The sequence below is a fragment of the Anabaena sp. PCC 7108 genome (assembly GCF_000332135.1).
Lineage (GTDB): Bacteria > Cyanobacteriota > Cyanobacteriia > Cyanobacteriales > Nostocaceae > Anabaena.
In genome coordinates, this window is record NZ_KB235896.1 from 2,933,321 (window position 1) to 2,956,812 (window position 23,492).

A 23,492-nucleotide genomic window follows, 5' to 3' on the forward strand; every position below is an offset into this window, starting at 1 on the left:
GGCGAAAATAATCTGCTGTTCTTTGGGTATTTGCTGGACAATTTTCACAGCGTTAGAACTGGTACAGATAATATCGCTCATGGCCTTGATTTTGGCAGAGCAATTAATGTAAGAAATTACTAAATGATTTGGGTGTGCAGTTTTGAAAGCGGCAAACTCTTCTGGGGGACAACTATCAGCTAAGGAACAACCAGCATTTAAATCTGGTAACAATACCAATTTATCAGGATTGAGAATTTTCGCTGTTTCGGCCATGAAGTGAACACCAGCAAACACAATTACATCTGCTTTGGTATTGGCTGCGGCTCTTGCTAATTGTAGGGAATCACCAATAAAGTCGGCAATATCTTGAATATCGGGATCTTGATAATAGTGGGCTAATATCACCGCGTTGAGTTCTGTTTTTAGATCCTCAATGGCCGCAAATAAATCTAATGGTAGAATGCCTGATTTTGGTTGAGTAAGTGTAGTCGTAAACACAATTAAAAACTGCTTTTAATTACAAATTATTACCTTGTGAATTTAATTATAGTAGTTTTTACCAAAAATAGTGGGAGATTGATATTAGCAATTTATGTCCAAATTCCGGTAGAGTTTCATATCCTGGAGATATACGGCTTTTTAAAGTGGCATGACAAGTCAGAAAACTCAATCAATAACCCTCAAAATTGCTGTAATTGGGGATGTTCACGACCAATGGGAATTAGAAGACGGTATAGCACTCAAGCATCTGGGTGTTGATTTGGTGCTGTTTGTCGGAGATTTCGGTAATGAATCGGTAGAAGTGGTAAAAGCGATCGCATCCTTGGATATTCCCAAAGCAGCGGTAATGGGCAATCACGATGCCTGGTACTCGGCTACTGAATGGGGACGCAAAAAATGTCCCTATGACCGCACCAAGGAAGACTGGGTACAGGAACAGTTAGATTTATTGGGAGTGTCCCAAGTCGGTTATGGTAAATTGGATTTTCCTGATTGGAATTTAACTGTGGTGGGTGGTCGTCCTTTTACCTGGGGTGGACCAGAATGGAGATTTGCGGAAATCTGTCAAGAACGTTACGGTGTCTCTAGTCTAGAAGAATCCGCAGATAAAATCGTCAAAGTGGTGAAAAGTGCTACTTGTGAGCATATTATTTTTCTAGGACACAATGGACCGAGCGGTTTAGGTGATCGCCCGGAAGACCCCTGTGGTAAAGATTGGCATCCTATCGGTGGTGATTTTGGTGATCCTGATTTAGCGGAAGCGATTTCTCAAAGTCTCAATCTGAAGAAAACCGTTTCTCTCGTCGCTTTTGGTCATATGCACCGCACTCTGCGCCATACTAAGAAGCTGCAAAGAAAGGCTGTGTTTAGAAGTCCAGAGGGAACAATTTACTTAAATGCCGCTACTGTACCCCGGATTATTGAGGAAGATGGTATAAAGTTACGGAATTTTTCTCTGGTTTCTTTAGAGAATGGTGTGGTAACAAAAGCTTCTCTAGTTTGGGTGGGTAAAGACTTCCAGGTGGCTGCTGAGGAAATTTTTTATAATTCTTCCCCTTCCGTAGTGCCAATTGTGTAATTATAGGTTATAATGTTATTTGTCAGTTTTTGTATTATACAATTCTGACAAATAATTTGGAGAGGTGGCAGAGTGGTCGAATGCGCCTGACTTGAAATCAGGTGAAGTGAAAGCTTCCGGGAGTTCGAATCTCCCCCTCTCCGTTGAATGATTAAAGTTGAGTGAATTGTCCAATCACGGTTTAATTTCAAACGTGCCTTTTTGACATTCCTGCTTTTTGTCAATGTAAGTTTTAAAATTAAAACCTTGACTATTAAGTGAGATATCTACTTTATACTGTCCGTCCACCATATACACAGTTGTGTAAGCACCAATACTGAACATTAATACAGAACAAAAAGGTAAAGTAATTTGCCACAAACCGGAGATATTTTTCATTTGTTTTACAGTTCACTTGTCACATCTTTATTAAAAGATGCTCATAGTTGAGAACTGAGTTGAGGCAAATTGAAATATTAGACGACTTATAGTTGATTATGGGGTGAGTTTAGGCTGACTTTTTGGTATATGCTTCTAACCCATAGCCCTCACGGCTGAAATCGCTGACTATATACATAAGCTTGCTATAATCTTAGCAGGTTTGTGAAGGGGAGTAATGTCAAGATCGCTACGGGTTGCACCAGAGTACATTAATAAAGTCAAGTCAGCACTTCCGCGTAATGGATATCGCAGCCAGCAGTCATTAGCTACAGATTCAGGTTTGTCTTTAGCCACTGTTAAAAACTTTCTCAGCGGTAAACCTATTGACCGCTTGAATTTTGAAGAACTTAGCGTCAAATTGGGGTTAAACTGGCAAGAAATTGCAGATAAAGAAACTCCAACAACCAAGACAGAAGCATTACCCTTTATTACAGGTACACCTATCACCGATCCTCGGCAATTTTTTGGACGAGAGAAAGAACTAAAACGCCTGTTTAATTTACTCAAACGCCACCCTCTACAAAACGCCGCTATTATCGGTAAAAAGCGCAGTGGTAAAACTTCCTTGCTGCATTATCTCAAAAACATCACTACCACCCCACCACAACAACTGCGTCCTCATCAAAAATCTGACTGGCTACCCCAACCTGAACAGTATCAATGGGTATTTGTAGATTTACAAGATGCAAGAATGCAAAGCCGAGAAGGTTTTTTAAGATATATTTTGGAATATTTAAAAATACAAGTTCCCACACCTTGCGATTTAGATCATTTTATGGATGTGGTTAGTGATAACTTATCTTCTCCCACCGTCATTTTATTAGATGAAATTGGTGTTGGTTTACAACGTTGTCCAGAGTTAGATGATACCTTTTGGGAGAGTTTGCGGTCTTTGGCAACTAACCAAACTAGAGGAAATTTAGCCTTTATTTTAGCTACTCCTGAATCACCCATTGAACTGGCGCAAAATACCGGACACAGTTCACCCTTTTTCAATATCTTCGGCTATACCGCATATTTAGAGGCTTTGACAGAAGCAGAAGCACGAGAATTAATTGCTAGTTCACCCATACCTTTTTCTGAAGCAGATGTAGAGTGGATTTTAAGAACAAGTAAATGCTGGCCACTGTTGTTGCAAATTATCTGTAGCGAAAGATTATTTAGTTTAGAAGAGGGTGAAACTGATGATAGTTGGCAAGAAGAAGCTTTAAGGCAAATCCAACCATTTTATAATTTAGTCATTGCGAACGAAGCGTTAGCGCAGTGAAGCAATCTCCTCCTATCCAAAAAATGTGGGATTGCTTCGTTTGACTCGCAATGACGGTTCAATCCAGTCATTGCGAATGTAGCGTTAGCGGAATGAAGCAATCCTCTCCTATACTCAAAATGTGAGATTGCTTCGTTTTACTCACAATGACGGTTCAATCCAGTCATTGCGAATGTAGCGTTAGCGGAATGAAGCAATCCCCTTCTATACTCAAACTGTGAGATTGCTTCGCTACATTTCATTTCACTCGCAATGACATAATAAATAATATTGCGATCACAATAGCATTTTGAATATTAATTGAGGTGCAGAATGAACAATCAATACTATTTATATATAATGACCAATAAATACAACACTGTACTTTATACAGGAGTTACTAATAATTTGCAAAGAAGAGTTTATGAACATAAGTCAAAATTAGTGGAAGGCTTTACCAAAAGATATAATGTGATAAAATTAGTTTATTATGAGATTTTTGACGATTCCTACACAGCAATTAGTAGAGAAAAACAAATTAAAGCAGGTTCTCGACAAAAGAAGATTGATTTAGTTAATAGTCTTAATCAAGAATGGAAAGATTTATATGATGATTTGTAGTGTTAGACTTTGGGATTGCTTCGCTACATTTGATTTCGCTCGCAATGACAGTAGGTTTCAAATTCAGTCATTGCGAATGTAGCGTCAGCGGAGTGAAGCAATCCCCTCCTCTACCTAAATTGTGGGATTGCTTCGCTGCACTTTGTTACGCTCGCAATGACAATAAAGGATTGATCATATCAGAAGGAGAATTATGCCTACTCCCAACGCTTCTATTGACTTCACTGAAATATATACCAATTCACCTAAACCACACCCCAACTTAATATTAGGTGGTTTACAACTATTGTTTTGGTTATTTGTTCGCCCTGTAGCTTGGTATGAGTACAGTCAACGCATCAAAGATGAGATTGACTCTTGGGATGATTTAAGAAAACCAAATGTCTTGTATTTCCTACTACAAGGGTATTTAATTGTTCCTATTTTAGCTAACCTCATTTTTGGCTTCATACTCTTGGCTTTTGGTCAGCCCTTGCAAAATATTTTGTCTATTTTGTTATCAAGTATAGCCACTTGTCTGGCCTTGAGCGTGGCGTTTGGCGTGGCGTTTGGCGTGGCGTTTGGCGTGGCGGGAGGCGTGGCGTTTGGCGTGGCGGGAGGCGTGGCGGGAGGCGTGGCGGGAGGCGTGGCGGGAGGCGTGGCGTTTGGCGTGGCGGGAGGCGTGGCGGGAGGCGTGAGGAGAGAAATAGAAAATGAATACTTTAATGATTTGATGTTAGTAGGTTTAGTCTTTGCTGCGGTAGGAGGTTTTGGTTTTGGTGTAGCAGGGGGTATAAAGCATGGAATATGGTTAGGTATAGCTTATGGTTTTGCCTTTAGTGTGTTGTTTTTTCTGGGTATCACTATCAATGTATGGCGACCTATAGTTTTATACCCATTGTTAGGATTATGGAATTTATATTTTTATCAACTAGAAAAACAACGTGTAGAGCTTCACGATTTATTAGAATTACAGAATATATTAGATGAACAACTCAATAAAGAACGCACAAATAAACGTAGAAAAATAAATTTATGGAAAAATACATTATTTTTGCTCTATCAAGTTATTCAAAAAAGTGCAAGTGAGTATTCTAGTTTATTATTTTATAATTCAGCTTTTTGGGATCAATGGCAGCGTCTACCTTTATATGGTTTAGACAAATATTTACTTTTAGTCATAGAACGTAACCCTGTTGAGGGAGCAGCAGCTATTAATTATCTAGAAACAAGTTTCCAAAAATGGGTTGTACAAATTGGTAAAGATGCACTAAGGTTAAGAAATTGTACAGATGTAGAATCTATCCGCAAGGTTCATCAAAACATAGAAACTAATGATGAACTAGAAAATTCAACCAACCCAATTTTGCGCGTTTTTCTTAATACTAGTCAAAATGTAGATGCGGCGTTAAATCAAAAAAGTAGTTTCAACCAGCGTATAGCTCTCAGTAGTATAGCAACAGATTTAAATAGACAGTTAGAAAACTTTAATCGTAGCACTAACAAATATGCTTCCTCTTTTAAACCCTTTGCTCAAAGATGGCTGGAAATAATTGAAAATTATATAAATCATTTAACTACAATTGTTGAACAAAATCAAGAAATTGATAATCCCTATATTATTGGTGTACCTCTAACACTAGAACAAGAAATTTTTACTGGACGCGATAATATTGGCCTACGTATTGAGAGATTACTTTTAGACCGTCGCCGTCCTCCTTTGTTGCTTTACGGTCAGCGGCGTATGGGTAAAACTTCTTTACTTAATAATATCAGCAAGTTATTACCTAATACCATTATTCCCATGTTTGTAGACTTGCAAGGTACAGCTTCATCAGCTAGTAATCATACAGGTTTTCTCTACAATTTAGCTAGAGAAATGATAAAGTCTGCTAAATATCAAAGTGCTTTTATACTACCATCTTTAACACGAGAAAAGTTAGAAGATGACCCCTTTACAAGATTTAATGAATGGCTAGATGAGGTAGAAAAAATCCTAGAACAAAATACAGCTTTGTTAATGCTAGATGAATTTGAAACATTAGATAATGCTATTAGTAAAGGGCGTTTTGATGAAGAAGACGTTTTAGGAATCTTACGCCATTTAATTCAACATCGTCCTAAATTCAAGGTGCTTTTGGCTGGTTCTCATACTATTGAAGAATATCAACGTTGGGCTAGTTATTTAATTAATGTCCAAGTTGTGCATATTTCTTATTTAAAAGAAGCAGAAGCAAGACAACTAATTGAATCCCCTATTAAAGATTTTCCTTTAATTTATGAACCAGAAGCATTAACAAGAGTTTTACAAATTACTCGATGTCATCCGTTTTTAGTTCAACTACTTTGTGGGGAAATTATCACATTAAAAAATGAACAAGATCCTTTAATGCGGCGTTTGGCAAGATTAGCAGATGTAGAAACCGCAATACCAGAGGCTTTGCAAAGTGGTAGCTTTTTCTTTGCTGATATTCAAACTAATCAAGTAGACGATAATGGTAGAAATATTCTCAAATTTATGGCTACCCAAGGGGAAGGGTCTGTAATTCGTAAACAAATAATATTCCAACAGTTTAGTGATACTGAAAACTCTTTATCTTTGCTATTGCAACGGGATTTAATTGCAGAAAATAATGAAGGTTATTGTTTCCAAGTAGAGTTAATTCGCCGTTGGTTTGCTTCTAATAAAAAATCATAAATCTATTTTATCTCTAAAATATATAAGAGTATACTCGTGTTACTATTATTAATAAATGTCTTTGGGAGTTTAACGAATGACTACCCTTAATTCCATCACTTTACCCGATGACTTATACCAGCAACTAAAAAAGTTAGCTGAAGCTGAAAATGATTCCATAGAATCTCAAGTTGTGAAACTATTACAGAAAGCCTTGCAGATAAAAAGACAGCAAACAGAAGAACAACGCCGCCAAAATGTACTCAAAGTCCTAGAAGAAAGCCGTCTGCGTCGTCGTTTAAATCCAGCAGATTTTGGATTACCAGATAGTACAGAAATGATTCGAGAAGACCGCGAGAGATGACTAATACTCTAAAATGTGTACTAGATACCAGTGTGTGCATCAAATATTTTATTGTTGACCCCCTCACACCTAAAGTTATCCAACTTTTTGCTCACCTTGCTTATCCACAAACAGAAATATTTGTACCAGACCTATTTTATATCGAATGTACAAATGTTTTCTTGAAGTATGTACGCGCAAATATGTATACTGCTGCTGAGGTACAAGCCGATTTAACTACTCTCAAGAATTTAGAATTACAGGTTGTCTCTACCGCTGATTTGATGGGTGATGCAGTTAATATCGCCTTGAATTACAATATTTCCGCTTATGATGCCTCTTATGTCGCACTTTCGCAACAGACGGGAACTACTTTGCTGACTCTGGATAAAAAGCTAGTCAAGGCTTTAGCAGCTTCACCCTATGGTATTTGCTCGTTTAACGAGTTCCAAATTCCACCTTTACCAACACTATAAAAAATTCTGAAATACTTACGCAAACATACTTCAGTATCTTAACCATATTCCATAATCCCATATCAGTATAATCTCACTGGTTCACTACCTATAGATAATGATACCTTGGCAGCATAAACCATTTTAGGCAAATAAAAAAATGGCTGTAGGCATCGAAGAACAGGGTAGCAAGTTTATCACCACTGAAGCAATCAAGAATCAAGATGGAGAACAAAAAGTTTGGGATGCTATTCGCAGTGCTTTTGCTGATAGAAACTGTATTGGCTATTGGCGTTATCCCATTTTTTCCAAAGCTGGAGAAATTAGAAAAGAGCCAGATATCTTAATAGTTGATAGAGAATTGGGTGTAGTTGTAATTGAAGTCAAATCTATCAATATTGAGCAAATTGCTAACATTAATGGTCAACAATGGCAATTAGAAAACAGTGAGATTACAGAAACAAATCCCTATCAACAAGCAGAACACCAACTGCGAGCTTTAATATCATATAGTGATCGAGAACCTGCACTTTGGCGTAAAGTTAATGGTAGAACTATAGTTGCATTACCGCAAATTACCGCAGAACAATGGCAACAAAAAGGCTTTGATAAATTACCTGATTGTCCACCAATTATATTTCAAGACCAATTAGGAAAAGTTGGTTTATTAGAACGCATTCAACAAACTAATATTGTCATTCCCGGAGCAGATTTAGAAGATAAAGACTGGGAATTATTACTATCAGTTATTGGCGGTACACCTGTACTTCGTAAACAACCTCGTAATCAAGTTACTACTACAGGTAAAACCCGTTCTAGTGTTATTGATAGTTTACGGGAAAAGCTATATGAAATAGACTTACAACAAGAACATATTGGTAAAGAAATTCCTCCTGGACCCCAACGTATTCGCGGTATTGCAGGTTCTGGAAAAACAGTGTTGCTATGTCAAAAAGCCGCACATATGCACCTTAAGCATCCAGACTGGGATATTGCTTTAGTATTTTTCACTCGTTCTTTATATGATTTAATGACTGGTTTACTCGACCAATGGATAAAGCGTTTTAGTTGTGGTGAAATGCACTATGATCCAAAAACCAACTTTAAATTACAAGTATTTCATGCTTGGGGTGCAAGAGAACAACCAGGTTTATATAGAACAATTTGCGAATATCATGGTAAAAGACCTGGAACTGTACAAAATACTAATGAAAGACAGCCAAATCGAGGTTTAATAGATTTAAGTAAACGGTTATTGGAAGAAATTACAATTGAACCGATGTTTGATGCTATTCTCATCGATGAAGGTCAAGATTTAGTAGCTGAAGATGATTTAAAATATGAAGATAAACAAGCTATTTATTGGTTAGCTTATCAAGCATTACGTCCTGTAAATGAAGAAAAGCCCGAAGAAAGACGCTTGATTTGGGCTTATGATGAAGCGCAAAGTTTGGATAATTTAGTCGTACCGAAAGCTAAAGAAGTATTTGGTGAAAAATTAAGTAATTTACTGAATAAACAACCCCAATATCCAGGGGGAATTAAACGCTCGGAAGTGATGCGCCGTTGTTACCGGACTCCGGGTCAAATTCTCACATCTGCTCATGCTATTGGTATGGGTTTGTTACGTCCAGAAGGAATGCTGACTGGTATTACTAATAAAGATGATTGGAATAGAATTGGTTATGAAGTGAAAGGAGATTTTCGCCGAGTTGGTAAACCGATAACTGTTAATCGACAACCACAATTTTCACCAAATCCTATTCCTGAACTTTGGGGAAAACCTGTTTTAGAATTTGAAACTTATAGTTCTCGTGAAGCGGAAATGACAGCTTTAGCTGAGAACATTATGCACAATATTGTTCATGACGGACTCAACCCTAGTCGTGATATTTTGGTTTTAGTTTTAGGTTCAACTTATGAAGCAATGGAATTAGAAACCTATGTCGCTAGTTACTTAATGGAATCCGACATTGATGTTTATATTCCTACGGCTTTAAAATTAAATGATTTGGTTCCCCAATATCCTCAGAATGATCCTGATAAATTTTGGTGTGAAGGTGGGGTAACTATCTCGCGTATCACTCGCGCTAAGGGACACGAAGCAGATATGGTTTATGTGGTGGGTTTTGATAATGTGGCGCGGAATGAAAGTGATGTTAATTTCCGTAACCAGTTATTTGTGGCTTTAACGAGGGCGCGAGGTTGGGCGAATCTCAGTGGTGTTGGTAGTTATCCGATGTATGATGAGATGCGAAAGGTGATTGCTAGTGGGGAGAGTTTTACTTTTACTTACAAGCGTCCGCCTAAGCGGGATATTGGGGATGGTGATTAGGTTCAAATTTGGTAAAGTAAAAATAATGAGGTGGTAAAAAGCCACGAAATAAAAAGATTTTCTTCCCCTAATGCGCGAGGGGGTGGGTGTAAAAAATCCGATTTCTCAAAAAATGGCTGAAATCATATCTACATAAGGCTTTGATGGATTTTTTCTGTCTACACCCTCGCGCACCTTACACAGCAAGGTTTTCAGCGTTTTTCACTCTTGACACGATTCCTGAAATGGACTATGATGATATCGCTCGCGCAATCGAACCTTGAAAACTACATATATATAGAGTTTCAGACTCCCGCTATTGCAATTTCACATAATCCCTATTAGGGATTGAAACAGAATCGTACACGTATTCAGCCATTATTTCTTACCTTCGTAATTGCAATTTCACATAATCCCTATTAGGGATTGAAACGTGGCAACATAGCCAGTGTGTGCAGCTACATCGACATTGCAATTTCACATAATCCCTATTAGGGATTGAAACAACAATTATCGATCCAAGAGATAGAACCAAACTAATTGCAATTTCACATAATCCCTATTAGGGATTGAAACAGCTATAGTTGGTGCTACGTACTTGATGAAAGCTCCAAGATTGCAATTTCACATAATCCCTATTAGGGATTGAAACATCCCTATTACCCAAATCCCAGCGCCCAACGCCCGAATTGCAATTTCACATAATCCCTATTAGGGATTGAAACGCGATCGCGGATTTAACGGACTGCATTCAAATATTGCAATTTCACATAATCCCTATTAGGGATTGAAACCCAACGCAAATAGCCGTAAAACTTATAAAATTATTATTGCAATTTCACATAATCCCTATTAGGGATTGAAACGACACCTTTCAATTGTTGTGTAAATATAGAGATAATTGCAATTTCACATAATCCCTATTAGGGATTGAAACTCCAGGCGCACCGGTGCAAATGAGAAGGACGGCTAAATCGATTGCAATTTCACATAATCCCTATTAGGGATTGAAACTCCGCCTTTGATGGAAAATACTAGACCCGATATCGGAAATTGCAATTTCACATAATCCCTATTAGGGATTGAAACACCAGATCCATAACAGAGGCTTTGTAAGCATATTGCAATTTCACATAATCCCTATTAGGGATTGAAACTAGCACTGCTAAACCCCTACTGGTGTGAATCTATGCAGCAAATTGCAATTTCACATAATCCCTATTAGGGATTGAAACTTGACTGAGGCGATCGCATTCCTAAAAGTAAATTTTGGAGATTGCAATTTCACATAATCCCTATTAGGGATTGAAACTGGGAACGAGATTTTATTGATAAACAAAAACCGGAACTCTTTTATATGCAGGTGTCCCACTTTTTGGGTCAATTTCCGCTTTAAATAAAACATTAGTTTCAGGATAAAACATAAAAGCTACACCTTCACGAATTCCTCCACAAATAATTTCAATATTGTTTAATTCTCCCGCATTTCCTTTAACTGTAACTCGTTGATGTTCCTGAAATCCTGCTTTTTTAACATCCAAACTATTCATTAAAATACAATAACGATGGGGCATATTTCTATATTTATCTTCACTGCGATAAACTACAGTATTATGTTGTCCATAACTGCGTCCTGTTCCTAATATGACTATAATTCCTGACTGATGTTCTGAAACACCAAAATCAGATTTATTCGGTAAAGATAATTGCGGTAATGGTGTGACAAACATCTGCGCTTTACCATCAGATGTGGGAAATTTCGGTTCTTCTAAAATCCGTCCTGCAATGATAAATTCTTCTTTAGTTTTATCAATATCAGCTATTTTTTCATAACCAGGAATAGTTTTAGCAATTAACTCTCTCACATAAACTGTATCTTGTAATTTACGCCAATTTATCGGATTTTCTCCATGTACACGATGGGCAATTTCTGTAATTAATTCTATTTCTGAAATCAAATCAGAATTATGTGGTTGTAAATGACTTTTACCTTCATCATTTAAACGCACAAAGTTATTACCTGATTCAGTTGTTGTTTTATGAGGATTTTCAAATCTATTAAAAACAGGTAATATTAAAGTTTGCGTTTTGGCTAATCCGTGAAAATGTCCTAAGTTCGGTTTTGTAGCTACATAAAAAATGGTTTCTATTTGCGATAATGCCTGTTTTGCTTGCTGTAAGTCTGGGTTGGCTGCATACAAATTTCCCCCTAAACAAAAGAGTGTATGTATCTTTCCAATTTCTGCTGCTTCTATTAAGTCACGGGTATGATAACCAGGCGTTTCGCTGAGGGGTTTTCCTAACAGTTGAGATAGCGCTTGTTTGATTTCTTCGCGCAAGTGAATTGTGACACCCATTGAACCAAATCCTTGCACATTTGAATGTCCACGAATCGGCATTGTTCCCGCACCAATTTTACCAGCGTTACCTGTAATTAAGGCTGTATTTGCTATACTTAAAATATTATCAACTCCGTTTGCTTGTTGAGTTACACCCATAGCCCAAGCAAAAACTACACTCTCTGATTTACCTATTATATAAGCTGTGGCTGTGATTTCTTCTTGAGATAAACCACAAGTATTAGTGATATTATCCCAGGAGATATTTTCAGCATAATCTAAAATTTGTTGCCAATTTTCTGTATAAGAATTGAGATATTCTGTTTTGATTAAATTCTGTTCAATGAGAGATTTTTGCAACCCGACAAATAATGCGACATCGCTACCAGGAATTGGTTGTAAATACAAAGAAGATATATCTGAACCTCCTGTGAGTAAAGATTTAATGGGAAACGCAGGAGACGCAAATTTAACTAAACCGATTTCAATTTGGGGGTTGATAACAATTACTTTACCGCCTCTTTCCCGCAATTTGATTAATTCGTTCATCAATCGCGGATGATTTGCAGGTGCGTTAGAACCAATTAAAACTATACAATCACTATGTTTGAGGCTCTCTAAACTTACCATTGATGTGCCTGAACCGAAAACTTTTTTTAAGCCAACGGTTGAGGGTGCGTGACACAAATCTGAACAGTCTGCTAGATTATTACTACCAAGCGATCGCACTAATAACTGCAATAAATAGGCAGCTTCGTTAGATGAACGTCCAGAACTATAACTAGCAATGCGTTCTGGTGCTGAACTAAAGGCTTGTGTCGCGATTTGGTAAACTTCTTCCCAGCTAATACGTTGATAATGGGATGATCCTGATCTGAGAATGAGAGGATAACTAAGTCTACCCAAGCGATCGCACTCTTGAGAAGTCAGTTGTTGTAATTCACTGATGCTATATTGTTGGAAAAAATCTCGTTTAATTCCTGGTTGCAATTCTGCTGCGATCGCTTCTACACTTTTAGCACAGCGTTGTAAATATTCTCCTGCTTCATTTACAAACCCCCCTTTTTGTCCACCTGTACCCCAAGCACAGGATAAACACGCACTTTTATGATTGAGGGTTTGCCATAATTGTAACCCTTGTGGTGAGAGGGTTTTTTCTACCCAATATTGGATTACAGGTAAACCACCCCCAGCAGCGGAGTTAGACTTGATTTCGGGTAAATTATCCATAGTTAGCCACATTTCAACTTGCTTAACTAACTATCTATTATTATTGCCAAAAATTATTTTTACTGTCTAAACCTATAGAGATATTCTATAGAACGTCTCGACTTGACGTGAAATTACTCTTCCACTACTTCTACCAAGTCTTCAATCATGACATCAAAAATGCGGGCTAATTTCTGGAGGGCTGTAAAGTCTACTGTTGCTAGTCCAGGCGATCGCGCATAGGTTCTGAGAGTGCTGTAAACTACACCAGAACGGTCAGATACTTCTTTTAATGTCCAACCTTTCTCACCAGCAAACTCTCGAATCTTGAGCCGAATCATTCCCATTTTTATTATTGATACAAGATTTAAGTCTTTTACTCTTCTACTACTTCAACTAAGTCTTCAATCATTACATCCAAAGCGCGAGCCATTTTAAGTATGGATGTAAAGTCTACCATAGCTAACCCAGGCGCTCTTGCATAGGCTCTCACAGAACTATATGCCACACCGGAACGGTCAGAAACTTCTTTGAGCGTCCAACCTTTTTCATCAGCGAATTCTTTAATTTTTAGCTTAATTAGCCCCATTGACTATTGACAAACGATTGAATTATATCGTCTAATAGATTAGATCAAATAAAAAGATCGCCCTCCGGCTTTGTCAACTGAAAAGCGATCTCAAAGGTGTCATCGCTTTCAAAAGTAAAATTTTCACTTTCAAAAGAACACTTATATCATGGTATCATCTCTCAAGCCAAAAACAACTCCTATTCGCACATCAAAAATTGTTCACAAATCGTCAACTCTCCATCAACTAGCACGATTTGTCACTGAAGATGCTGTTTGTGTGATGTTCAAAATAAGTTTTGAGAATATTTATACAGTTGAATGTTGGCGCTATGTGGTTTATGTCCACGGTAAAGGTTTAAGTAAATTTGTCAGTTACGCCGATTTTCCGCCTATTATCAGCGTAGATTCTCCCACTACTTCAGACTGTATCAAGTGGCGTAAACGCTGGCGTAAGTGCCATAATTATGGTCAAAGAAAGCACGCACCTTCATGGTGGGGAGTATTTTTTACTTGTAAATTTTGCGAAGCTTCTTCAGAGTCTGTGCTTTACAGTTGGGGACAATTAATTGGATTAATTAAATTTGCCTTTTCTGAAGAAACATTACAAGAACTGCGAAGAAGCTATAGCCAGGAAAAAGCGCTGTTATTGGTGTAAAAAATTATAGGTTACAGGTAATTTGCCCATTTCACCAATCACCAATTACCTATTCAGCAGTTTTATTAGCAGCACGATTAGCACGGGCTTCAGCTGAACTCATCACTTCTGCAAAATTCTCTAGCAATTCACCAGGATGGTTTTCCAAGACTCTGGTAGAAATAGCTACTCGACCTTTACCTTCATCTAAGTCAATAATTACAGCTTTGATGGGTTGACCGATTTGAAAGACTTTTTCCAAAGATTCAATAAATTTTTGGCTGACCTGTTTGATATGTAGTAAGGCGCTGACACCATTTAACTCTACAAATACACCAAAAGGTTTGATGCCGGTAATTTTTCCTTCTACTAATTGACCAACTTCTAACAAACTGAAGTTACTAGAACGAGTGGCTAAACGTTGGGAAAGAATGAGTTTTTTGGTATTAAGGTTGACTTCCAAAAATCCCGCAGTTAGAGTTTGACCTTTGAGTGCTTCTAGGTTATCACGTTCGGCGAGGTGCGATCGCGGAATAAATCCCCGTAAACCAAGAAGATCAACAGTGACACCACCTTTATTCACACCCGTTACCCGCACTTGGACTGTCTGGGAATTTTCCTGCATTTGTACGAGTTTTTCCCAGATGTGCTGAATTTCTAACTGCTTACGAGAAAGAGTAACTTGACCTTCAGCATCCTGATCCCGGATAATCAAAAATTCCATATCCTCCTGCAACGGTAGGACTTCTGCCAAATCAGTTACTGCTCTCAAAGAAGCCTCTTCGCGGGGGAGAAAAGCCGACGACTTACCACCAATATCAACATAAGCTCCATCATGCTCAAGTTGAAACACCTTACCATGTACAACCTGTCCCTTTTGAAATTGGTAATCGTGTTTTTCTAGTGCTTTGGCAAAATCGTCCATTGAAAAAGACGAATTGGCTGTTTGAGAAAGTTGTGATTCGGAATTCATGACGTTTGAAGATAAATTGTTATGAGAAGAAGGAGTGCTGCTTCGTGAAGCTACGCTTTCCAGGAGTTCAGGAGAAATCAACTAGGGAGTCTCTTAAAAAACTTCTATTTCCTAAAAACCTCTTTTTACACTGCTAAAACGCTGGCAAAAAGTTGTTGTACTTGTTCCCAAGCATCGAACGCAGCTTTAGGATTATAGCTGGCACGACGGTCACAGAAAAATCCGTGATCAGATCCATCGTAGCGAAACACACGATGGGAAATGTTATATTTTTCTAACTCGGCTTCGATTTGGTTTACCTGTTCTTGAGGAATACTGGCATCTTCTCTGCCAAAAAAGGTGTAGATAGTTCCTGTAATTTCCTGAGTGCGGGTAATAGTAGGTTCTCCACCACCGGGAGTGCGGGTGGTAATACCAGCACCATAAAAGGAAGCGGTGGCTTGAATATCTGGAAGGGTGGCGGCTAAATATGCTACATGACCACCAAAACAGAAACCTATACAGCCAAAGGCACTTGATTTAACTTTGGGAAGACTTTTGAGATAATTGATAGCTAGTTGAATATCGCTTAATAATTCTGAGGCTTTGGTTTGCATGGCGTAGCCTCTACCTGTTTCAACATCTTCGGGGGTGTAACCTGCTTTATATCCAGGTGCTTGACGTTGAAAGAGTGCCGGAGCGATCGCTACATATCCTAGTTTAGCAATCCGTTCTGTTACATCCCGAATATGATCATTAACACCAAAAATCTCTTGCAGAATCACAATTCCTGGATAAGTACCAGGATTTTGAGGTTGTGCCAGATAAGCCGCTATTTGCAAATTATCTGGCGTTGATGTAGCGTTTTGTAGAGAAAGATTAACCGTTGTGGTGTCTAAGACTCGTTCTGTCATAATAATTTTTACTATAGCCTTGTCATTGTCTGATATAACTATGCCAGTATCTCCAGGCTATTTTCAACTAAATTATCTTTCCTTAAATGTATTACTCCCTTCCCACTAAAAGAATACCGATTAAATGAACCGCAAAGACGCAAAGGACGCGAAGTAAAGAAGGAAGAAGATAGCTAATCTTACACTGGGAAGGGAGTAGCAATTTCCCTCAGAAAAATCTAACGTATCAATAATATATTTAACAGGTAGCATACACAGCTGATCAAGAGCAGCTACCAGTAATCAGGAGAATTGGTGATGATTCAATTCCGTATTCAGCCAGATAGTGAAATTCCGGCATCTAACCAACTGTTTAATCAAATCCGATTTGCGATCGCATCTGGGCAATATCCACCTGCATACAAATTGCCCAGCACTAGGGCATTAGCAATGCAAACCGGACTACATCGCAATACGATTAGCAAGGTTTATCGGCAGTTGGAGGAAGAAGGATTTGTCGAAAGTCTGGCCGGTTCAGGAATCTATGTCCGAACCCAAGGTCATGAGGGCGGAAGTAGGTCAAAGTCACCTATTCTTAAGCAATATCCCGAAGCATACAAAGTAGTCCAACAAGCCTTGGATGAATTGCTCAATCAAGGTTGTTCTCTGAATGAAGCACGAGAACTATGTTTAGCAGAAGTAGACTGGCGCTTGCGTTGTAGTGCTAGAGTGCTGGTAGTAGTACCATCTCAAGACATTGGTGCTGGGGAATTAATGGTGGATGAATTACAAGAAGCCTTAAAAATCCCAGTCCAGTTGGTAGCAATGGAAGAATTATCGGCGGTATTAGACCAAACTACCTCGGCTACATTAGTCACCAGTCGATATTTTATCGGAGAAGTAGAAGCGATCGCAGCACCAAAAGCTGTGCGTGTCATTCCCCTAGATATTCACGACTATGCCAAGGAACTTAATGTAGTTAAAAGTCTTCCCAAAGCTAGTTGTATTGGCATCGTCAGCCTTAGTCCTGGTATTCTCAGAGCTACAGAAGTTATCCTGCACGGTTTACGGGGAGATGAATTATTGGTGATGACTTCCCAACCCAAAGATGCTTATAAACTGCAAGCAATCATCAAACGGGCAGAAATAACTTTTTGTACCGATCAAACTAGCTATTTAGCCGTACAAGCAGGAGTGCAAATAGTTCTAGACGATCTTATTCGTCCACCCAAACTGATTCGCTGCGAAAACTACATTGGTTCTCTGTCGATTAATTTACTCAAACGAGAACTTGGTTTGGTTTAAGTTCGGGGATTTGGGGAGGACGCTCTATGGGGAGATGGGGAGACACGGAGACGCGGAGACAGTGGGACGCGGAGAGTTTGTTTGATCAGCAATTAAGTAGAGTAAAACCCTCTTTCTCCCTGCCCCCTGCCCCCTGCCCCCTGCCTATTTATTCCCTGTTCCCTGTTCCCTGTTCCCTGCCCCCTGCCTATTTATTCCCTGTTCCCTGTTCCCTGTTCCCTGTTCCCTGTTCCCTGTTCCCTGTTCCCTGCCCCCTGCCTATTTATTCCCTGTTCCCTGTTCCCTGTTCCCTGTTCCCTGTTCCCTGTTCCCTGCCCCCTGCCTATTTATTCCCTGTTCCCTGTTCCCTGTTTACGAATTACGAATTACGAATTATTGTAAAAACTCTTCCACTCGCTGCAAGTAGGTTTCTGGGTCTTCCAGCATGGGAAAATGGGCTGTATTCGGAATCAAAGCCAACTCAACTTTCTCACTTAGTGCTGCCGCTTTTTTACCCAATTCAGCTGGAATAATGATGTCATATTCCCCAGCTACCAGCAGCGTTGGTACTGTTAATTTAGCAAATTCTTCGGGCATTATTTCCGCTTGTTGCTTACTAACAGAAGTAAAAATTGTCCCTAAAGCAGCATCATAATCAGCATCAATAAAATCTTGTAAAAAAGCCTGACGTTCAGATTTGGGGATGGGACTATGCAAAAATCTCGCCATAAATATCCTGTCAGCCAGAGGTATTTTCCCTAACCATTTAGGACGAAATTTAACCACTAATCCACCAAATTTATAAAAGGCAGAAAAGGCTTTTTCGTCATATTCAAAAATGCCGCTACAAGTTAAAATCGCTTTTTCCACTCTTTGGGGGTAGCGGTTGAGAAACAAAGTAGCAATAGAAGCGCCCATTGAATGAGCATTAATATAGACGCTGTTAAGTTGCAACCCATCTAACAAAGCAGCTAAATCTTCGGCGTATTCTTCTAATTCATAAGTTAACTCTGGAATTGCTGCGGATTCTTCTTGTTTAGGTTTAGCATGAGAACGTCCAAACCCCCGCATATCATAGAGTAAACAATCAAATTCTGCTAATAAAGCCTCAGCCGTACTTCGCCAATACCTAGACGAACCAGCCCAACCATGAACGAAAACCATCACTGGCTTTACCAAATCCGATGATTTTTTCATCCACTCGTAGTAATGCTCAACCCCGCGAACCTTGATATAAGGCATTTATCACAATTAAAAATTAAAAATCAAAAATGAATGATGACTAATAATTGGTGAATAATCACCAATCACCAATCACCAATCACCAATTACCAATTACCAATTATGCCGATTCTGGTTTAGGTAGTGAAGAAGGATGTACTAGCAGTTCAGCAGTAGAACGCTTCTCAACCATTTCCTTGGTGACAGTGCAGCGAGTTACATCCTTACGAGATGGTAACTCATACATGACATCCAGCATCAATTCTTCCACAATACCCCGTAAAGCCCGCGCCCCAGTTTTCCGACGGTAGGCTTCTTGCGCGATCGCTCGCAAAGCTTCTGGTTTAAAATCTAACTGGACATTATCCATTTTCAGCAGTTTTTGGTACTGCTTCACCAAAGCGCTGCGTGGTTGGGTGAGAATTGCCATTAGCGCCTCTTCATCCAGGGGATCTACCACCGCTACCATTGGCATCCGCCCTATGAATTCGGGAATCATGCCAAATTTCACCAAGTCATCTGGTTGGAGATGGCGTAGAGTATCTGCTGCCCGTTTTTCCTTACTTTGACCTTCTCCCGGTTGGACAAAGCCCATTGACTTTTTACCCACTCTCTGATCTACGACTTTTTCCAAGCCCACAAATGCGCCGCCGCAGATAAAGAGAATATTACTAGTATCAATTTGGATGCAGTCTTGATAAGGGTGCTTACGTCCGCCTTGAGGTGGAACGTTGGCAATTGTTCCCTCCAGCATTTTCAGTAAAGCTTGCTGTACCCCTTCTCCAGAAACATCCCTTGTAATCGAGGTATTTTCACTCTTGCGAGCGATTTTATCAATTTCGTCGATGTAGATAATTCCCCTCTGTGCTTCCTCTACATCTAAATCTGCCACTTGCAAGAGTCGCAACAAGATATTTTCCACATCTTCCCCCACATACCCTGCTTCTGTCAGAGTTGTGGCATCAGCAACAGCAAAGGGAACATCGAGGATTTTTGCCAGAGTTTGTGCGAGGAGAGTTTTACCGCAACCGGTAGGTCCCATTAATAAAATGTTGGACTTTTGTAGTTCTATGGCATCATCTGCCCCGCCTTTTCCATTGGCTTTAGACTGAACAATGGCCAAGCGCTTATAGTGATTATAAACTGCCACTGAAAGCACTTTTTTGGCCTCGTCTTGACCAATTACGTGTTCGTCTAGATATTTTTTGATCTCTCTAGGTTTCGGTATTTGGTTAAATGAGAGATTGGCAGAACGGGTACGGCGTTTTTGAGGCGGTTCTGATCGTGGTGCTGGTTGGGAAGCGGCAGCATTCGTATCAAGTAACTCCTCATCTAGGATTTCATTACACAAGTCTACGCATTCATCGCAGATGTAGACTCCCGGCCCCGCGATTAATTTACGCACCTGCTCTTGAGACTTGCCGCAAAATGAACATTTTAAATGGGAGTCGTACTTAGACATACCAGCCTCTTATTTCAGAATGGTGACGTTTTCCCCTGCTGTGGGAAGATTTTGTCGGGAAATGACCTGATCGATCAAACCGTAATTCTTCGCCTCTTCTGCCGACATGAAAAAGTCGCGTTCTGTATCTGCTTCAATTCTTTCTAGGGGTTGACCAGTATGTTTGGCCATTAACTGGTTCAAATTACCCTTAATGTAAAGAATTTCTCGCGCTTGAATTTCAATGTCAATGGCTTGTCCTTGAGCGCCACCAAGGGGTTGGTGAATCATAATCCGGGAGTCAGGTAAAGACATACGTTTCCCTGCTGTCCCAGATGTTAATAAAAATGCCCCCATGCTCGCGGCTAGTCCAAAACAGATGGTTACAACATCGGGACGTATTTGCTGTATTGTATCATAGATTGCCATCCCTGCGTACACTGAACCACCGGGAGAATTGATGTAAAGTTGAATATCTTTTTCTGAATCTTCGGCATCTAAGAATAGCAGTTGGGCAACAATTGAGTTAGCTACAGCATCATCTATTGGTGTTCCCAAAAAAATAATCCGCTCTCGCAGTAGGCGGGAGTAAATATCAAAAGCCCTTTCTCCCACGCCTGATTGTTCTACCACCATCGGGACGATGTTGCTAGGACTGCTCAAGTTGCAGCTAATGCCAATGGGACTCAAGCTGCTAATTGGGTAATTTCCCGATTGCGATACAAGCATACAAGAATATTTAACAATAAGTGGGACAGATTTTGCGGCCGTTTTGGCTGCTTTTTTAGCGGATGGAATTTTGATTTGAGCTATGTGTTAACCATTATGCCTTATATAAATATAAATTCTTCTCGTTTAAGTTGGTCTTGAATGCTGAGGATGAGGGCAGAAGGCAAGAGGCAGGAAGCAGGAGGTAATTATTTCTCCCCCCTATCTCCGCGTCTCCCCATCTTCCTTACTCAGGACTTGTAGTTGCTTCTTCAGTGGCAGCGTCAGGACTTTGACCTTCTAATTCTCCTGCTGGTTCCTCTATAGGAGTTAAAGAACCTTCTGGTACTAGTTCCACACTGGAGTTAGCTAAAAGCCAATCAATGATTTTTTCGTTTAACAGTTCGTTCTCTACCACTGATTGTAGTCTGACCGGATCTACATCTTCCTCGGGATACTGTTCTATCAGTTCTTTGACTCTAGCTTGAACTTCTGGAGGTGTAACTTGGATAGATTCGCGTTTGCCGATTTCTTGGATGGCTAGGGAACGTTTGAGGCGTTCAATTGCCTCTGGCTGCGATCGCTCCCGCAATTGGGGAATAATATCTTGGGTAAACAGCTTTTTCACATCTAGCCCTTGCTGTGACAGTTTCATTGCTGTCTGTGTCAACATGGCATCGATTTCTTGGTCAATTAAAGTCGCGGGTAAATCAACTTCTACGTTTTTGAGCAGTTCTTCTAACAAGGCTTCTTGCTGATTTGCCTTAGTTTTATCTTCAGCCTCTTTTTGATATCGTGTTTCTAAAGATGCCCGCAATTGTTCTAATGTTTCAAATTCACTCACTTCTTGAGCAAAATCATCATTCAATTCCGGTAGTTCTTTTTCCTTGATTTCTTTGAGTGTCACCGTGAAAAGTGCGGGTTTACCAGCTAACTCTTCGTTAGCATAAGGATCTGGAAACTGCGCCGGAATTTCTCTGGTTTCTCCAGGGTTCATGCCTACCATACCGGAGACAAAACCAGGGATAAACTTATCTTCTTGTAACTCGACTTGAAAATCAGTGGCTTCTCCACCGGGAATTGGTGTGGGTTCTGTTGATTCGTCTTCACCTTCAGCTTTGGTGATTACACCTTTAAAATCAACTACGGCAATATCCCCAATTTGGGCGGCTCGTCCTTCCACAGGAATCAAGGTGGCCATTTCTTGGCGTTCCTTGTTTAGTACATCATCCACTTTTGCGGGATCATACTTGATTTCTTCGGCTTTGGCTTGCAAACCCGTGTACTGCGTCAAATTGATTTCTGGTTCTATATCAACCGCAGCTGAAATTACTAAGGGTTGCCCAGGTTCATAATTATTAATCAAATCATCAAAAGATGAGCGTAAACGCGGTTGACCAATGGCCTGAATTGCTTCTTGTTTGACTGCTTCTTCAATACCATCTGGAATTAGTTCTTCCAGGGCAGCTGCTTTAATACGAGTTACGCCTAAACGCTGTAATAATATCTGCCGGGGTACTTTGCCTTTGCGAAACCCAGGAATATTGACAGTTTTACTTAAGTTTTTAACGACTTGTTCGTATTTTTGTTTGGTATTTTCCGGTGTAATCTCTATTTCCAACCCGATTTGGCTGGCGGGAAGTTTTTCCTGGGTGACTTTCATGCGTTGTCTCTAATTTTCTGGTGTTTTCATCTCTGAGTACACACAAGACGCGTATGGTTCGCGTTACTAACTTGCTGTCTCAGGGGATAGGATATGTTGTAGACATAATCTTATCCAAGGTCGGGACTGTTGCCCTCTAGCAGATATCCAGTTTACTGCCAATGGCAAAAGACTTAACACTTTACTGCAATATCTTTACCGATAGCATTTTTACCTCAAATTTATCAGTCTTGAGCAGTTATTCAGCGCTTGGGACTAAAAAACCTGCTAAATTTTCTGGTGTTTGGGTTTTTTACTCACAACTGGACATTGGTAATGATGATCAAATTGCTTATACCATGATATCCTTTCAACATAGTAACTCTCTGTTTAGGGTTCTACCATTGATTGGCAAAGCTTTCTGGAAAAAGAGTGCTAACATTACCTGCCAACACCAAATATTTTTTTATGACCTGGTGCTGAATTGATTCTAAACATAGTATATTTCTGATATCACTCACCTAACTTTACAGCCTATAGACTTTTTTAGCCTACAAATATCTAGAAAATACTTCAATGCCAATCTCTCCATTTTTCTCTAAAATTAAAGTTTGTTGTATGATAGTATTTGATTAAAATTCCCAGTAAAATTTAATCAGTAATTATTGTAAAAGGTAAGATGTCTTGAGAGAATGTTTCTAAAGTCTAAATTAATACCTAAATCGGCGATTAGAAATCGCGTCTACACAGACAAAACCCACCTTCTTGGGTTAAAAACCTTAATTTTGTGTTAGTCCACCTTCGTGGACTTAGTTTGTATAGTAGCAAATTATATTCGCCCAATAGTTTTAAAACATCCTCTAAGTATAAAAAATATAAAGTGTGGAAATTTTGACCAAATTTAGAAAAAAATGTTGATGAATTGAAGTATGAACTAAAGTATAATGCGATCGCTATTTTATAGTATCTCTTGAGTGCTAGG

The 23,492-nt window shown here is 39.3% G+C and carries 20 protein-coding genes, 1 tRNA gene and 1 CRISPR repeat array (1 of these 22 cut by a window edge); of the genes, 10 read left to right on the plus strand and 11 right to left on the minus strand.

What is annotated here, in order from left to right; all coding sequences use genetic code 11:
• A protein-coding gene (nadA, locus tag ANA7108_RS0113850; RefSeq protein WP_016951391.1) for a quinolinate synthase NadA crosses the window boundary here: on the minus strand, positions 1–480 show its start. It extends 486 nt beyond the left edge of the window; only the first 480 of its 966 coding nucleotides appear in the window; its start codon is at positions 478–480; the stop codon falls past the left edge of the window.
• Between the two features lie 151 nt (positions 481–631).
• On the opposite strand from nadA, the gene ANA7108_RS0113855 reads away from it, so the two are divergent.
• Entirely contained in the window at positions 632–1,561 is a 930-nt protein-coding gene (locus ANA7108_RS0113855; RefSeq protein WP_016951392.1) for a TIGR04168 family protein, read from the plus strand.
• A gap of 58 nt (positions 1,562–1,619) precedes the next feature.
• A tRNA-Ser gene (locus tag ANA7108_RS0113860) sits at positions 1,620–1,704 on the plus strand.
• Positions 1,705–1,735: 31 nt separating this feature from the next.
• Here ANA7108_RS0113860 and ANA7108_RS0113865 read toward each other — a convergent pair.
• Positions 1,736–1,939, minus strand: a complete 204-nt coding sequence (locus ANA7108_RS0113865; RefSeq protein WP_016951393.1) for a hypothetical protein — start codon at positions 1,937–1,939, stop codon at positions 1,736–1,738.
• 217 nt (positions 1,940–2,156) lie between these two features.
• Here ANA7108_RS0113865 and ANA7108_RS0113870 point away from each other — a divergent pair, with 217 nt between their 5' ends.
• From ANA7108_RS0113870 to ANA7108_RS0113895, 6 genes are all read left to right on the plus strand, one after another.
• Positions 2,157–3,248 (plus strand): AAA family ATPase, encoded by a 1,092-nt coding sequence (locus ANA7108_RS0113870; protein WP_016951394.1) that lies wholly within the window; start codon positions 2,157–2,159, stop codon positions 3,246–3,248.
• Between the two features lie 312 nt (positions 3,249–3,560).
• Positions 3,561–3,848 carry a GIY-YIG nuclease family protein gene (locus ANA7108_RS0113875; RefSeq protein ID WP_026104180.1) on the plus strand — a complete coding sequence of 96 codons (288 nt, stop codon included), beginning with the start codon at positions 3,561–3,563 and terminating at the stop codon, positions 3,846–3,848.
• Between the two features lie 193 nt (positions 3,849–4,041).
• Positions 4,042–6,525: an AAA family ATPase gene (locus ANA7108_RS0113880; protein WP_016951396.1), complete on the plus strand. Its 2,484-nt coding sequence runs from the start codon at positions 4,042–4,044 to the stop codon at positions 6,523–6,525.
• 76 nt (positions 6,526–6,601) lie between these two features.
• The gene (locus ANA7108_RS0113885; protein ID WP_016951397.1) at positions 6,602–6,868 is read left to right on the plus strand and encodes a hypothetical protein; all 267 of its coding nucleotides are present in this window, start codon (positions 6,602–6,604) and stop codon (positions 6,866–6,868) included.
• A complete protein-coding gene (locus ANA7108_RS0113890) occupies positions 6,865–7,323 on the plus strand; it encodes a type II toxin-antitoxin system VapC family toxin (protein WP_016951398.1) in 459 nt (152 codons plus the stop codon). Before ANA7108_RS0113885 ends, ANA7108_RS0113890 begins: the two co-directional genes overlap by 4 nt.
• A gap of 139 nt (positions 7,324–7,462) precedes the next feature.
• Positions 7,463–9,637, plus strand: coding sequence for a nuclease-related domain-containing DEAD/DEAH box helicase (locus tag ANA7108_RS0113895; RefSeq protein ID WP_016951399.1), 2,175 nt, complete (start codon positions 7,463–7,465; stop codon positions 9,635–9,637).
• A 297-nt stretch (positions 9,638–9,934) separates the two neighbouring features.
• Positions 9,935–10,928: a CRISPR direct-repeat array (repeat unit 37 nt; unit sequence ATTGCAATTTCACATAATCCCTATTAGGGATTGAAAC).
• 13 nt (positions 10,929–10,941) lie between these two features.
• Here ANA7108_RS0113895 and ANA7108_RS0113900 read toward each other — a convergent pair.
• The 3 genes from ANA7108_RS0113900 to ANA7108_RS0113910 all read right to left on the minus strand — a co-directional run bounded on the left by ANA7108_RS0113900 (position 10,942) and on the right by ANA7108_RS0113910 (position 13,753).
• Positions 10,942–13,185: an FdhF/YdeP family oxidoreductase gene (locus ANA7108_RS0113900; protein WP_042490486.1), complete on the minus strand. Its 2,244-nt coding sequence runs from the start codon at positions 13,183–13,185 to the stop codon at positions 10,942–10,944.
• A 113-nt stretch (positions 13,186–13,298) separates the two neighbouring features.
• Complete coding sequence (locus ANA7108_RS0113905) at positions 13,299–13,511, minus strand: helix-turn-helix domain-containing protein (protein WP_016951401.1); 213 nt, start codon at positions 13,509–13,511, stop codon at positions 13,299–13,301.
• 29 nt (positions 13,512–13,540) lie between these two features.
• On the minus strand, positions 13,541–13,753 hold the full coding sequence (locus ANA7108_RS0113910; protein WP_016951402.1) for a helix-turn-helix transcriptional regulator: 213 nt from the start codon (positions 13,751–13,753) through the stop codon (positions 13,541–13,543).
• Between the two features lie 148 nt (positions 13,754–13,901).
• On the opposite strand from ANA7108_RS0113910, the gene ANA7108_RS0113915 reads away from it, so the two are divergent.
• A complete protein-coding gene (locus ANA7108_RS0113915; protein WP_016951403.1) occupies positions 13,902–14,390 on the plus strand; it encodes a hypothetical protein in 489 nt (162 codons plus the stop codon).
• 49 nt (positions 14,391–14,439) lie between these two features.
• Here the strand turns inward: ANA7108_RS0113915 and ANA7108_RS0113920 are convergent, their stop codons facing one another.
• Positions 14,440–15,342, minus strand: coding sequence for a S1 RNA-binding domain-containing protein (locus tag ANA7108_RS0113920; protein WP_016951404.1), 903 nt, complete (start codon positions 15,340–15,342; stop codon positions 14,440–14,442).
• A 125-nt stretch (positions 15,343–15,467) separates the two neighbouring features.
• Positions 15,468–16,235 carry a dienelactone hydrolase family protein gene (locus ANA7108_RS0113925; protein WP_016951405.1) on the minus strand — a complete coding sequence of 256 codons (768 nt, stop codon included), beginning with the start codon at positions 16,233–16,235 and terminating at the stop codon, positions 15,468–15,470.
• A 297-nt stretch (positions 16,236–16,532) separates the two neighbouring features.
• Here ANA7108_RS0113925 and ANA7108_RS0113930 point away from each other — a divergent pair, with 297 nt between their 5' ends.
• Positions 16,533–17,519: a GntR family transcriptional regulator gene (locus tag ANA7108_RS0113930; protein ID WP_016951406.1), complete on the plus strand. Its 987-nt coding sequence runs from the start codon at positions 16,533–16,535 to the stop codon at positions 17,517–17,519.
• A 372-nt stretch (positions 17,520–17,891) separates the two neighbouring features.
• On the opposite strand, the gene ANA7108_RS0113935 is transcribed toward ANA7108_RS0113930, so the two are convergent.
• The 4 genes from ANA7108_RS0113935 to tig form a co-directional block, all read right to left on the minus strand.
• Positions 17,892–18,740 (minus strand): alpha/beta fold hydrolase, encoded by an 849-nt coding sequence (locus tag ANA7108_RS0113935; protein ID WP_026104182.1) that lies wholly within the window; start codon positions 18,738–18,740, stop codon positions 17,892–17,894.
• A 100-nt stretch (positions 18,741–18,840) separates the two neighbouring features.
• The gene (gene clpX / locus ANA7108_RS0113940; RefSeq protein WP_026104183.1) at positions 18,841–20,181 is read right to left on the minus strand and encodes an ATP-dependent protease ATP-binding subunit ClpX; all 1,341 of its coding nucleotides are present in this window, start codon (positions 20,179–20,181) and stop codon (positions 18,841–18,843) included.
• A gap of 9 nt (positions 20,182–20,190) precedes the next feature.
• Positions 20,191–20,889, minus strand: a complete 699-nt coding sequence (clpP, locus tag ANA7108_RS0113945; RefSeq protein WP_026104184.1) for an ATP-dependent Clp endopeptidase proteolytic subunit ClpP — start codon at positions 20,887–20,889, stop codon at positions 20,191–20,193.
• A 226-nt stretch (positions 20,890–21,115) separates the two neighbouring features.
• Entirely contained in the window at positions 21,116–22,531 is a 1,416-nt protein-coding gene (tig, locus tag ANA7108_RS0113950) for a trigger factor (RefSeq protein WP_016951410.1), read from the minus strand.
• Positions 22,532–23,492: the final 961 nt, after the last annotated feature.